Genomic DNA, 14,070 nt, shown 5'->3' with positions numbered 1-14,070 from the left:
GCTGCATTTCTGCCGCAGCCTGCAACCGACGAGACTCCTGTGGATTGTTTCGTGAATTTGAAAAAGGCATAAGGGGGAAAAAGTGAAAGATTTGAACATGCGGACAGTTATCGGATCATTTATCGCTCTCATCATCTCTATGATGATTTCAACGGGTGTTTCTGCACAAAGCTCCTCATATCAGATACAGCCAGGTGATGCGCTTCAGATTGAGGTCCTTGAAGATCCGACTCTGAACCGGACCGTTCTGGTTCTGCCGGACGGATCAATCAGCTTTCCGCTTGTCGGCGCGGTGCGTGCCGCAGGCCAGTCGGTGAACGGGTTGAAGAACTCGCTGACGTCCGCGCTTTCGAGCAATTTCAATACACCGCCGACCGTATTTGTCTCGATTGCATCGCTGGCGCCACCGCCGCTGAACCAGGGGACTGTTCCAACGGGCCCAACGATCGACATCTTCGTGACTGGCGAAGTCGGTTTGCCAGGCAAACTCCTTTCCAGCAAGGGAACAACCATTCTTCAGGCTCTGGCCGAGGCCGGGGGACTAACAAGATTCGCGGCCCGCAAACGTATCGAACTGCGGCGGGCAGACAAAAAAACAGGCGTGATGACCAAGTTTATCTATAACTATGATGGCACGGGCAACAGTATTAGTGGTGGCACAGTACTCAAGACCGGAGACGTTATTGTAGTGCCAGCACGCCGCTTGTTCGAATAGGGGCTAACAGGTGGGGAAAATTGGGAAAAGGCTGTCCTTTGCTCTGGCAAGCGGGGCAGCCTGCGTCATGTCATTTGCGCCGGCAGCCGGACAGCAAACGTCCAATCAACAGACTACTGGCCAGCAGACTACCGGTCAACAAACGCCCAACCAACTGACATCCAATCAGCAAACACCCAGCCAGCAGCTGATCAGGCAAAGGGCATTGCAAAACCCGGCGCGAAGGCTGGCCCTGCCTGCCGGACAGCAACTTGGGACCGGCGAGGGGCTGAGCGTCACGCTCGATTACCTGTCGACGTTCAGATATGATGACAATCTCCGGCTGACCAATCCATCACTCGGTTCAACATCGCGGTGGGAGAACCTCCTCGGTATCGGGGTCGTGAATCAAACGCCAGATTCGACCCTGACATTTGACCTCTCGGGGCTCATTCGGATTTATGACGAACCGGTGCTTGGATCGGACACGGAATTCAACGACCCGCTCACACGGTTGACCTATCTGCGCGACCGGGCCAACAGCCGCTTCAGCGGATTGCTTGAATACCGCTCAACCGATCTGAACTTCAACCGCTCACTCACAGACATCAATCAGGATGGCATTATCGATGCCGGCGATGTTGTCATTTCCAGCGGTGATCGCGCCGATGGCCGGATAAACCTGGATTGGCAAACCGGCCTCAACGATCCGCTCGGCTTTCAGCTTACATACAACCGTTACGAGCGCACCTACACAAACACGACCGATCCGGACCTGTTCGACAACGAATACGACGATTTTGCTGCAACTGTTCTGCTGCGCTTCTCTCCGGTTTTGCAGGGGAATGTGAGCCTGGGCTATATCGGCTATACGGCCGAAGATCAGGAACGGACTGACAGAAAGACGACGACTCTGTCTACGGGCATTTCGTATGATGTTTCCGCGGTTACCACGATCAATGCAGATATTGGTGTAACCCAGGTCGATGAAACGCTACGGACGTTCAATACCAATACTGTGGACGAAGATTATGTCGCGCGCTTTTCCTGGTTCAGAGAGCTTCCGGATGGTTCTGTGAATGCCCTGCTTGATCATACTTTTGGCGTCAACGGAGCCAGAACGAATGCAACGGTTGGCCGTGATTTTCAACGGCCCAACGGATCGTTCGATTTCAACATCGGTCTGACGCATGGCCCATTCGGGGAAACGACCGTTATCGGCGATCTCAACTATGTGTATACGGTCAACAGATCACAGATCACCGCGACAGCACAGCGTCGGGTAGACACCAGCACGCAAAGCCGGGAAACCCGCCAGACACTGGCCTATTTCGCTTATGACTATTTCATCAATCAGGATTCCGCCCTCTCGTTGAGCATAGATTATGTGGATCAGGAAGAAGAAGGCCCCGGCCCGACCGATCCGCTTTCACGCACAAACATCACCGCCGCTTATACCCGCGCGATCACCAAGGACTGGGCGATGACCCTCGGGTATCAATACCTGATCGATGAGCAGCGTCAGTCAGCGCAGGCAACCGGGAGTTCCATCTATTTCACGCTGGGGCGACGGCTATTCCTCAAACCCTGACGCACCCAATGATTGTTTCCCGTTTGTAGACAAAGTTATCTGTACTGCAGCACCTTTCCGGTTCGAAGTCAAAAATCCCGAGGTAACTGGCCGGAAGCTTAAGAACCCGATCATTTCGTGCATGATGAACACCGAATTTTGGCCTCGATTCGAAGGAACGGACCATGCAGGCCAGCGGCAAGGCGCTTGATACTGCCCGGATTACCCAGTCGGCCATAAATGCGGCCGGGTTGTTTTGGTTTGTCCTGCTCATGGCCGGGTCAATGCCGATTTTCTGGCTCGGGCTTGTCTCTCTGGGCGCAGCCTGGAGTACGCCCGAGTACAGCCACGGACCGCTGATCCCGGTCATCTCGCTTTATCTTTTTCTGCGCGAGCTGCGTAATTACCCCCCACCCAACCCCACTATCGATGATCGCTGGCCAGGTGTGATGGTGATCGCACTGGCACTGGTCGTCGCTGTTCTGGGCAATCTGGCGCGTATTCCGGATATCGTCACTTACGCGATGATTATCTGGACAGGTGGCCTGGTGCTGACCGTATTTGGCTGGGAACGCGGCAAATACCATCAGTTGCCGGTGCTCCATCTGATCTTCATGCTGCCCCTGCCACAATTCGTCTATTGGAAGCTCACGATTTTCCTTCAGTGGGTTTCGTCGGAGCTTGGGGTCTGGTTCGTGCAGATGGCTGGCGTCTCGGTTTTCATCGAAGGCAACATCATCGATCTGGGGGTCTACAAATTGCAGGTGGCCGAGGCCTGCTCCGGGTTGCGCTACCTGTTCCCGATCCTGAGTTTCTCATATCTTTTTGCTCTGCTTTACCGCGGCCCTGTCTGGCACAAGGTGGTTCTTCTGGTCTCGGCTGCTCCGCTGACCATTCTGATGAACTCCATCCGCATCGGCGTTATCGGTGTTCTGGTTAACTATAACGGCATAGAGCAGGCCGAAGGATTCCTGCATTTCTTCGAGGGCTGGATCATCTTCCTGCTTTGCGTGTTCGTTCTGTTCCTGATGGCGATCGGATTGCAGCGACTTGCCCCCAATCCGCAGCCTTTTACTGAGGCGATCGATCTGGATGTCGAAGGGCTTGGCGCCATCGCTCTGCGCGTCCTGAGAATCCGTGCCTCGGTGGCTCTGGCGGCTGCGGCGCTTTTGACCCTCGCTGTCTCTGTCACCTGGATGCTGCGGCCTGCCTCTGAAGTGCAGCCCATCGAACGCGATCCCTTCGTTCTTTACCCACGCCAGCTTGGTGACTGGTCCGGATCGACCGCCAGCCTGGATCCCGAGGTTGCACAGACCCTTGGTGCCAGCGATTACCTTAATGCCAGCTATATCGACACCGGTTCCGGCGATTTCGTGAATATGTTCGTGGCCTTCTACGACAAACAGACCGATGGGGAGGGTATTCATTCGCCCGAGGTCTGCCTGCCAGTTGGTGGCTGGGAAATCTTCAGTCTTGAGCCCTACGAGGTCAATCCGGGCAACACCCCTTATGGCAGTTTCACCGTCAATCGCGCGGTGATCCAGAAAGAACTGTCAAAGCAGTTGGTCTATTACTGGTTCGAACAGCGCGGCAAACGCATGGTCAACGACTTCCGCGCCAAGATGAGCGTTATTCAGGACGGCTTTACCATGGGCCGTACCGATGGGGCGCTGGTGCGTTTTGTCACTCCGATCCTGGCCGGTGAGACCGAGGCGGATGCGGATGCACGGCTGCAGCGGTTCATGGAACCAAGCCTCAACCGCCTGCCGCGTTTCGTACCGTTCTGATGTAGGCGACAATGATTTAACGAAGGGAAATTTGGAGACGTTTCCCAATTCAATCACAAGGTTGTTTCCGCAACCTCCGGCAAAGTTTCAAGATATTTGGAGTAATGATTTCATGGATATTGTATCAATAAGCTGCCTGCCGATAAGCGCATGTTACACGAATACTGCAGTCAGCCCGGGAAAACGGAAATGAAAGAACAGGTTGCGAGTGTGTGTCCCGAAAAAACGGCGCCTCGCATCGCGGATCGGTCAGAGGGGCGGGACAACAACTTCAATCTGATCCGTATTTGGGCGGCTATTCTCGTTCTCGTGTCGCATGCCTATCCGCTAAGCTGGGGCGCTGAATTCGGGCAACCTTTTGAATCCGTACTGCACGGGCTTTCGCTCGGCATAATCTGTGTGTGGGCTTTCTTTGCGATCTCGGGGTTTTTCATTACGCGCAGTTTTGATCGGAAACCGTCCGCAACGGCATTTCTGACTGCCCGGGCCCTGCGGTTATTTCCCGCGCTCGCCATGGTGACCATGATCACCATTCTGATCGCCGGATTTCTTCTGACACAGGCACCCCCTTCCGTTTTCTGGGCCGAGGCGGGCGACTATTTCATCCGCAACATGCTGTTGTTCAAGCTGCAATATACCTTGCCCGGCGTATTCGAAGCCAACCCCTACGGGGCCGCGATCAACGGCTCGCTCTGGTCACTCTCATACGAAGTCACCTGTTATGTCGGCGTTTTGATATGCGGCCTTCTGGGGTTTCTCGGACACAAGAAGATCTTTGCCGTATTGGTAGTGCTGTTTCTGTGTTTCTATACACTGGTCGTCGCTTTTATCGACGTGAACCCACGGATTGAGGTACTCACACGGCTTGGACTGCCCTTTCTTTCGGGAATGGTGCTTTATATCTGGCGTCACCATATTCCCTTGTCCTGGGCATTGTTGACCGGGCTGACCGCACTGGCTTTCGCGGCTTGGTTCACACCGTTGTTCCTGCCGGTTTTTGCCGTCAGCCTATCTTATGCAGTATTCTTTTTCGGCTATGCCAGAGTTCCGCTGCTTTTGAATTACAACAAGCTGGGCGACTATTCTTACGGGGTCTATATCTACGCCTTCCCGATCCAGCAGCTGGTGGCACAATCAGGCGTGACGACGCCTGTCATAAATATGGCGATTTCACTGCCCTTTACCCTGCTCTGTGCAGTGCTTTCCTGGCATTTCATCGAGGCCCCGGCCATGAAGCTCCGGCGCCGGAAGAAAGCACCGGGGCATATTGAAACCAAACAAGCCGCCGAGTAGCGGGTCAGGGTTTTACCCCTTCCAGATCCGCTTATATGCCGCGATCAGGGCAGGCACCTGGTGGGGCCAGGCCATCTCGGACTCGACACGGGCGCGGCCATAGCGGCCCATTTCGGCACGTTGCCCCTCATCCGCCAAAAGTTTGGCGATCTTGTCGGCCATATCCACCGGATCGTTGGCCTTTGCATAAAGCGAGGCTTCCTGCGCCGAGAACCGGCCCTCTGTCACGTCGAACTGCACGATGGGCTTTTCGAACGCCATGTATTCGAGGATCTTGTTCATGGTGGACTTGTCGTTCATCTCGTTCACCCGGTCCGGGTTCACGCAGACATCTGCGGTCGACAGGATCTCGAACAGATCATGATCCGGCGCGCGACCGGTGAAGGTGACGAAATCCGAAAGCCCCATTTCTTCGGATTGCTGTTGCAGCTTGTCCAGACTGGGACCGCCGCCCACAAGGCAGAACTGGATATCCTCGCGTCCCTGGGCCTGCACCAGATGCGCCACGGATTCCAGCAGCAGGTCGATGCCTTCCTGATCGCCCATCACGCCGACATAGCCCACCATATACTTGCGACCGTTGCGCCAATCGGGGTTCGGGGGCAGATGCTGCAGGCGGCTGAGGTCCGGACCCGAGCGGACGACAAAGACATCCTCGGGCGCCATGCCGCCGCGTTCGATGGCGATCTTGCGATAGCTTTCATTGGTGGCAATCGACACCCGGGCCGAGGCGAAGGTCAACCGCTCGAACGTCTTCATCAGCTTCCAGAAGAAGCCGCGCTTGTCGAACTTGGCCTCATAAAGCTCGGGGTTGATGTCGTGGTGGTCAAACAGGTAGCGCACGCCGAACAACTTGAAGGGCAGCGCCACCAGAAAGATCAGATCGGGCGGGTTGCAGCCATGGATGACGTGAAAACCGCGCGTCATCTTGATCCGCAACGCCAGCCAGCTTTCCCAGAACAGCGCCGCGCCATATTCCAACAGATATCCCAGCGCACCACTGGCATCCAGCGGCAGAGGATGGCGATAGACCTTGATGCCTTCATCCTCCCACACGCGTTCCTCATGCCCCTTACCGGTGGGGCAGATGACCGAGACCAGCGCGCCGGCGGCGGCCAGCGTCCGCGCCTCCATCCAGACACGGCGGTCGAAGGGTACGGGCAGGTTTTCGACCACGATCAGAACCTTCAGCCCTTTCAGGGGCTGGCTCTGGCGCAACTCATCAAACGTGATCGGCTGAACGGCGGGCGGTGGGCTAGTCATATTCATAGGTTCGCACCACCTCTGTATTACCGAGGTTCAACTCGTTCACGATACGGTTTGATCCGATCACCAAATCCCAGGGTCCGGCCTCGGCCGTGGCACGATCCACCAGCAGGCTGCCCATCGTCGGCAAATGGGTAAAGGCATAGCCCAGATTCTGCCCCCGCAGGTCGGCTGGCCGGACTGCCGGATCATAGACCGACAACGCATACCCGCCTTCCAACAACCGCCGGGCGATATCAACATTCGGGCTTTCGCGCAGATCATCGGTTCCGGCCTTGAAGGCCAGCCCCGCCATCAGCACCCTGCCTCCTTCGGGCAGCCGGGCCATGATGTCCTGCGCCTGATAGGTCTTGTGCGCCTGATTGGTGTGCAACAGGCTGTCGATCAGATGCGTATGTGCCCCAACCTCGCCCGCGATATGCTGCAGCGCGCGCACATCCTTGGGCAGGCACGATCCCCCAAAAGCCCCCCCCGGGCGCGTGTAATAGGGCGAGATGTTGAGCTTGGTATCGGAAACGAAAATCTCGTGCATGGTTTTGGCCGACACCCCCATCTGGTGACAGATACGGCCGATCTCATTGGCAAAGGCCACCTTTACCGCGTGCCAGGTATTATCCACGAACTTAGTAATCTCGGCCTCTTCGTAGGCCGTATAAAAGACCGGAGCATCCAGACCTTCGTGCAGGGCATCCATCACGTCGGACCGGTTGCCGTCCCTGGTCCCCACCACGATCTTGGGCGGGTTGAAGAAATCATCAACTGCCGACACTTCGCGCAGGAATTCCGGGTTATACACGATCTCCACCGCGTGTGTGGCCCTGTCCCCCAGATAACTGTTGAAAATCGGTTCGACCAATTGACGGACGGTGCCGGGCCGGAAGGTCGACCGGTATGCCACCGTCAGCGGCCGCACCCGGTCGGGCGACACGGTTTCGGCAATTTGGCGGGTCACCTCGGCTACGAAACTCATGTTATGCGACCCGTCAGTGGAACTGGGCGTGCCCACACAGACAATGGCCAGGTCAACATCCGAAAGGTCAGGGATTTCGACCACAGCCCGGATCAGACCTTTGGCAAGCGCCGCCGTCAGCAGTTCGTCCACCTTTGGTTCCTTGATCGGCGGATGGCCGGAATTGATCTCGGCGACCTTGTCGGCATTCACATCGATGCCGATCACCTCATGTCCTTCACGGGCCAGACAACAGGCCGCCGTGAACCCCACATACCCCAATCCGAAAATCGCGATTTTCATACTCTCACACCGTCTTAAATACTGGCTACCACAGCCCGATTGTTTCCGAATTGAATACAGGACAGCACATACTTGATATCCTTACGCGTTTAGAGGTCAATTCTGTCCTGGATTGGACATCTTTCTTGAAATGTCGCGCTGCCTTCTGACACTGAGTGAAAAACATGCAATCTTGTCACAAAATGAATGTTGCTCTTTGGACTGACTACCAGCGACTTACCTTTATTGCCACAATGGCAAATCTTTAAGTGCGGGAAACTTTTTTTCAGGAGTAATCAGGAAACACTAGAGCGCTAATTTGTAGTTTGTTGCGAATGTGGAAAGTTTGAAAATTTGAAACGCTCTGTTGAATCTGGGCCGGACACTCATTCCGGCACACCCGACCGCGGCACCGCCCTCACCAAGGGGGCCGCGACCCTGTTCGCCTCAGGTGTCTTCAGTCAGATTCTGGGTCTTGTAACACTTGCCGTGACCGCGCGGCTGCTGACGCCGACGGATTTTGGCGTCATCGCCTATTTCATAATCGTTGCCGCGTTTCTGGAAATTATCCAGCGCGCTGTATCGATGATCCTGATCCGCCAGCCCAACATAACCGACGACCACCTGAACACGGTGTTCACCATGCAACTGCTGCTTGGAGTTTCCGCAGCAGTTCTGATCTGGGCCAGCGGCCCGTTGATGGAGTTCTTCGGCCTGGCAGAGCTGACCTCGCTCATTCCGGCGCTGTGCGTCATCGCCATTGTGAGCTCCGTCAAAAGCACACGTTTCCCCCTGCTGGAACGGAATCTGCGCTTTGGTTTCGTGGCGGGCGAAGAAACGATCAGCAGGATGGCATATACACTTCTGGCGGTTGGCCTTGCCTGGCTCTGGCGCGATTTCTGGGCCATCGTAGTGGCCAGCATCATCACCCAGGTGATCCGGGTGATCTGGAGCTTTTCCGTTGCCCCCATGCGGCCCAGGCTGACACTGAAATGCTGGCATGACTGCATCAATGTATCGTCATGGTCACTGGGTGTTCAGATCACGCAATTCCTGATCAACAACATGCCCCAGATCATCATCGGAGGTACGCTGGGTCTTGCGGATGCGGGTATTTTCAGAATTGGCTATCGCATCGTAACCCTGTTCACCAGCCAGATCATCGGGCCATTGGAACGGGTGATCTATCCCGGCCTTGCCAGCGCCGCCAGGACCATGGGCACCGACCGGCAGGCTTTTGAACAGGCCAATGCCATTCTGCTGGGCATCATCGTCCCGGCCAGTGTCGGCATGGCTCTGGTTGCAAACCACCTGATCGTTGTCGTTGCCGGTTTCGAATGGCTGGCAGCATCGCAAGTCATCTGGGTATTGGCCCCACTGAAAGCAATGGAAACGCTGCAGGCCAATGTCCGTTCCGCAAGCTATGTGCAGGGCGATACAAAACGCCTGTTCCTGCGCAACAGCATCCTTCTGGTTGTCACGATCCTATTCATGCTTCTGGGGTCGAACCATGGCTTCCTGGGCGCGATCCTCGGCTCTGGCGCCGGCAGCCTGTTTGGGATTGGGCTGGCGCTTGTCATGGCCAGAGATTTTGGAACCGGAGGATTTCTGACGCCTATCCTGGTGGCCTGGCGCACCTTTGTATCCACCTTTGTCATGCTGGCCGCAGTCCTGTTTGTCAGCAGCGCCTACGGCAGTGTCGACGCCGTGGGCTGGGCTTATGAAACGGTGGATGATCTGCCCCTGTTGCGTATCAGATTCTCGGTCAAGGTGCTGGTCGGCGTTTGCGCCTATGTCGGAACGCACCTTCTGCTCTGGCGCCTTTCCGGGAAGCCGAAAGGCTTTGAGAGCCTGGCACTGGAGCTTGCATCCAAAATCAGATCCAAAGCTGCGAAAGCGCTCTGATCTCAGGCCGAAAGCTCTTGGCTCAGTTCGGATACGATATAGTCGATATGCGCTTCGGACAGATGTTGGTGCAGCGGCAGAGACAGGACATCATTCTTGAGCGCCATTGCCTCGTCCTGACCTGTCCAGTCGAGATTGCGATTGAATCCTGCCCACCAGGGTGTTGCATCGATCCCCTTCTTTTGCAGCCCTTGCACAACCCGGTCGCGCCCGGCCACCAGGACCGGCACGTTCAACGGGCAGGTCGTGGGCGCAAGCTCCGGTACAAGCATGCGCGCACCGGCCACACCATCAAGAATATCCCGATAGCGCCGCCAGTTTGCCTGCCTTGATGCAATGGTTTTGGAAACGGAAAATGCCCGCAACGGACGGGCCGCGAACGCGCTCATCCCGGCATCGCGCAGGGCCGGGTCAAAATAGTAATGCCCCGGGATATCCTCCAGCGGACCATCTGAGGAAGGCGGTTCAACCGCCACCTGATCTCTGCCGCGCAGCGCCTGCAGTACCCCCCTTGCACGTTTTGGCCCCAGCACATTCGCCAACCCGGCGCGCGCCAGCGCTTTGGCAACCGTCTTGCGCGGGGCGGGCTGCGAAAACGGATGGGTGGTGTTTAAATCCGGCGCATTGATCACCAGTGCTCCGCCCCCCAACACAGGCACGAATTTGTAGAAACAGAACACCGCGACATCACCCGTATGACCTTCGGCCGGGGTGGCGCCACTCAGAAGGCTGAGAGCGCAGTCCTCGATCAGCCGTAACCCGTACCGGTCGCACAGCGTACGCAACTCTGCCAGCAAAGGCTGGATCACACCAAAATAATGCGTCACATAAATCGCCCGTGTCCGCTCTGTTATTAGCGGCGCGATCCGGTCAGGATTGGCAATCAGGTCTTCAGCAACCGGATAAAGCCGGACCGAAACACCCGCATCGATCAACGGATCAAGCTCCGATCCGCAGTTATAGGCCGGAGCAAGGACCTCGTCTCCGGATTGCAGTTCCAGCAAATCGCATGCTGCCCGGATCGCCACACGGGTATTATAGCTCCAGGAGACGGATCGCCCTCTGAACAGCGCGGTATACCCACCGGCAGCATCCCGGCGGAACAGATTGGAGAACTGCATCTGCGGATCACCGCAATAAAGCGCGTTTTGACGTGTATCGGCGGTCATGCCTGCTCTTCTGTTTCAGTGGCTCCAGCGAATCCGGCTTTCGCCTCAATGCCTGCGATCAATAAATCCGCCATCATGATAGGGGTGCAAAAGAGCATATTGTAATCTCAACCGTGCAAAAAAGCATTTCAGTCGCATTGCCTATCAGGCGTCAATCTCATTTAGTGTTCAGGAAGCTCATTAGCTACCAGTCATTCATATGAACCGAAAAATCCGCAACCGGCTATTCACATTTCACACATGGCTTGGCCTGCACCTGTCAATCTTTTTTGCCTTCATGTTTCTGACAGGCACATTGCTCGTTTTTGGCAATGAGCTGGAATCGATTGCCCGACCGGCGGTTTGGACCACCATCTCTCAAAAGGAACGTACCGCCAGCTTTGGCATGATCTATGACAGTATCAAAAAGGCGCATCCCGACAGCACAATCCTTGCCATTGAAAAGCGCCCTGCCCCCTGGTTCGTGGATCGGACCTACAGCCGCACGGAGCGGGGAAAAAATGTAAGCTATTGGACGGACCCCAAAACCGGGGATGTTGTTCAAGAGACCGCCGATACAAATTTCCGCAACATTCTGCGCGATCTCCACGATACGTTTCTGACAACGAAACGACCCGTCTATCTCCTGATTTGTGCCTCATCCGTTCTGCTTCTGTTTCAGGCCGTAAGCGGCCTCATCACTTACCGGCGCTTCTGGAAAGGCCTCTTTCGCTGGCCAAACCGCTCAGGTGGACTCAGGCCCTGGGCCGGTGGCACTCACCGGCTTTTGGCGGTCTGGGCAGTACCACTGCTGGTCATAACTGCGATAACCAGTTTCTATTTCCTGCTGTTTGACCTGGGGTTTGATGGCACGACACCAAAACCCCTCCCCCCCGCAGACCGCGAAACCGCTCTGCCGGGAGGCTTCAATTCAGCGACCATTGATGCCGCCGAAGAAAAGGCCCGTGCCGCACTTCCGGATTTCAAGCCGGCGGTCCTGATCATTCCCGGCCATAAATACGGCAGTCTCAATTTTGTCGGCCATCAGGCCGGGTTTTCGGAATTCAGTGGCGCGAGCACAGTATCCATTGATCCTGGAACCCTCGAAATTCTTGGGGCCTTCACGCCGGATGACTCTGGTGGAATGGCGCGCTGGCTGCACTTGATGGAAGTGCTGCATTTCGGCACATGGGGCGGGACATTTTCAAAAGTGATTTGGTTTCTTCTGGGTCTCACGGCCTTTGGCGTCGCCTGCAGCGGTGCACTGATATTTGCCGCCAAGCTGACCCCGAACGCCACAAATTTTGGCCCGGTCAGGCGCATCTGGCGTGGGATGGGGCTGCTTCGATGGGCATATCTGGTGTTGTTGCTGGGCATCCTGATCGTTGCCTATATGCGCTTCAGCCCCGCATCTTATGCAAATGTGGAACCCGGGCCGCCTGATGCCTTCAGCCCGGACATACAGGCCACCTAGTGAATCCCGGCAACACGAAGAGCACAATTTCCACCTGACCGGAACCTGATGCACCAGCCCGGTAATCCGATCCGTTCATGTCTGCCCGGCCAGCACTTTGAGCAGGGTAAACCTGCTTCGCATGAGCAAAAACGCAAGCGCGGTGTAGATTGCCACCCCGGCCAGCGTCCCGGCAATCAGCAACGTGATTTGCGGCCAACCGTTCAGGACCCGCACACATCCCAGAACGCCCACCACCATGATCCCTGCCGTTGCCAGCGGTAAGGCGTGAAGCGAGACGAGGCTCAGAACCGGTTGCCCCGAGATGGCAGCCAGATTGGCGAATTTGAACGGCCATACGATGAGAAACGCCGCCACAAAACCGGCTGTCACAACCGTCAGCCCATACGGCGCGGCAAGGGTGATCGCCGCAGCAGCCAGCGCCACCTCGATCCAGGAAAGCAATGCCAGCCGCCCGGCCTGTCCCGCGGCCAGGCAAAAGGTCTGCTGCACCTTCTCGACGCACAGATACATACCAAAGACCGACATCAGACTCAGGACCGGGGCCGCCGGAGCCCATTTCTGACCGAAAAGCAGCACCAGCGCCGGTTCCGACAGAACCGCAAGCCCGGCAAAGGCCGGGAAAGCCACGAACCCGGTCAGGCGCATGACATCAAAAAGCAGCTCCACTGCCTGCCCCCCGCCTCGTGCCACTGCCCCAAAGGCGGGCTGTGCAACGGTACGCAAAGGTGTGATCATGAGGAACGAAGCAATCTCGACCACTCGCCATGCGATCGAATAGTACCCGGCCTGCACCGGCCCCAGCATCGCGCCGATAACCACTGCGGGCGATTGTACCGCAGCCAGTTCAGCGGCGCGCAATCCGATGATCCGGTGACTGAAATGCAAAATGTCGCGCATATGCTCCCGCGACACACGAAGGGCTGGCCGCCAGGACACTGCGCCCCAGGCCATTATGATATTCGTGGCAGTCATCGCTAGCCGCTGACCGACCAGGCTCCAGACACCGTAACCCGCCAGTGCCATGCCAATTCCGACGACCCCGCCAATGGCCGCCCCCAGTGCTGCGCGCAGCGCCAGAACACGAAATCGCATCTCACGCCGCAGGATCGCCACCGGCACGGCCGTCAGCGAAATCATCAGCACTGTCGGCGACAAACCGATCAGCAGCTGACCCGCAAGTTCTTCTTCGTAGAACACCGAAACCGGCCCTGCACCCAGATACAGCAGTACGGTCAGAACGGCCCCCAGCAGCGCCAGCAGCCAGAACACCGAATTCAACCGCTCGGACGACAACTCCTCATGAGTCAGCAATATCTCGGAGATGGATTCACGCACCAGAAATTCGGAAAACAACACAAAGGCGGCCGCCATCGCCAGCAGGCCAAAAGCTTCGACCCCCAGAAGCCGGGCGAGAATGGCGAAAATGATGAAATTGAACGCCTGCTCGACCCAGATCCCGGCAGACATCCAGGCAACCCCGCTGGTGAAATTCTGCCGCCCTGACATCGGCCCTCTTCCTATAACCTTTTCCATCCGCATCCGGCTGTTTGCCGGGTGATAACGGTCTCAATACGTTCGCACCTGCTGTATGCAGTGTGAACAAGTACAAAACTTGACGTCGAAACGGTCGAATTTGGTCAAATTTATTGACTATGTTCAGTCTGTGCGTGTTCGAATACTATACAAGTACAGGGAATTA

Annotated in this window: 10 protein-coding genes; 6 read left to right on the top strand and 4 right to left on the bottom strand. The window is 56.5% G+C overall.

Going from position 1 to position 14,070, the window contains the following annotated elements; translation table 11 throughout:
- Positions 1-82 precede the first annotated feature (82 nt).
- The 4 genes from ACR0D6_RS20645 (at position 83) to ACR0D6_RS20630 (ending at position 5,344) form a co-directional block, all read left to right on the top strand.
- On the top strand, positions 83-715 hold the full coding sequence (locus tag ACR0D6_RS20645; RefSeq protein WP_480732056.1) for a polysaccharide biosynthesis/export family protein: 633 nt from the start codon (positions 83-85) through the stop codon (positions 713-715).
- Positions 716-782: 67 nt separating this feature from the next.
- Entirely contained in the window at positions 783-2,285 is a 1,503-nt protein-coding gene (locus ACR0D6_RS20640; RefSeq protein WP_480766922.1) for a hypothetical protein, read from the top strand.
- 164 nt (positions 2,286-2,449) lie between these two features.
- Entirely contained in the window at positions 2,450-4,051 is a 1,602-nt protein-coding gene (gene xrtD, locus ACR0D6_RS20635) for a VPLPA-CTERM-specific exosortase XrtD (RefSeq protein ID WP_480766921.1), read from the top strand.
- A gap of 189 nt (positions 4,052-4,240) precedes the next feature.
- Positions 4,241-5,344, top strand: coding sequence for an acyltransferase family protein (locus ACR0D6_RS20630; RefSeq protein ID WP_480732050.1), 1,104 nt, complete (start codon positions 4,241-4,243; stop codon positions 5,342-5,344).
- Between the two features lie 12 nt (positions 5,345-5,356).
- On the opposite strand, the gene ACR0D6_RS20625 is transcribed toward ACR0D6_RS20630, so the two are convergent.
- Positions 5,357-6,613 carry a glycosyltransferase family 4 protein gene (locus tag ACR0D6_RS20625; protein ID WP_480766920.1) on the bottom strand — a complete coding sequence of 419 codons (1,257 nt, stop codon included), beginning with the start codon at positions 6,611-6,613 and terminating at the stop codon, positions 5,357-5,359.
- Positions 6,600-7,862: a nucleotide sugar dehydrogenase gene (locus tag ACR0D6_RS20620; protein ID WP_480766919.1), complete on the bottom strand. Its 1,263-nt coding sequence runs from the start codon at positions 7,860-7,862 to the stop codon at positions 6,600-6,602. The genes ACR0D6_RS20625 and ACR0D6_RS20620 overlap by 14 nt, the downstream gene beginning before the upstream one ends.
- A 333-nt stretch (positions 7,863-8,195) precedes the next feature.
- On the opposite strand from ACR0D6_RS20620, the gene ACR0D6_RS20615 reads away from it, so the two are divergent.
- On the top strand, positions 8,196-9,746 hold the full coding sequence (locus tag ACR0D6_RS20615) for an oligosaccharide flippase family protein (protein ID WP_170656584.1): 1,551 nt from the start codon (positions 8,196-8,198) through the stop codon (positions 9,744-9,746).
- A gap of 2 nt (positions 9,747-9,748) precedes the next feature.
- On the opposite strand, the gene ACR0D6_RS20610 is transcribed toward ACR0D6_RS20615, so the two are convergent.
- Positions 9,749-10,915 (bottom strand): DegT/DnrJ/EryC1/StrS family aminotransferase, encoded by a 1,167-nt coding sequence (locus ACR0D6_RS20610; protein ID WP_480766918.1) that lies wholly within the window; start codon positions 10,913-10,915, stop codon positions 9,749-9,751.
- A gap of 199 nt (positions 10,916-11,114) precedes the next feature.
- On the opposite strand from ACR0D6_RS20610, the gene ACR0D6_RS20605 reads away from it, so the two are divergent.
- Entirely contained in the window at positions 11,115-12,368 is a 1,254-nt protein-coding gene (locus ACR0D6_RS20605; protein WP_480766917.1) for a PepSY-associated TM helix domain-containing protein, read from the top strand.
- Between the two features lie 75 nt (positions 12,369-12,443).
- On the opposite strand, the gene ACR0D6_RS20600 is transcribed toward ACR0D6_RS20605, so the two are convergent.
- Positions 12,444-13,877: a lipopolysaccharide biosynthesis protein gene (locus ACR0D6_RS20600; protein ID WP_480732039.1), complete on the bottom strand. Its 1,434-nt coding sequence runs from the start codon at positions 13,875-13,877 to the stop codon at positions 12,444-12,446.
- Between the last annotated feature and the right edge of the window lie 193 nt (positions 13,878-14,070).

This window comes from Ruegeria sp. BJ6, from assembly GCF_056537885.1.
The sequence above is the reverse complement of the archived record's forward strand: the minus strand, read 5'-3'. Positions and strand labels throughout refer to the sequence as shown.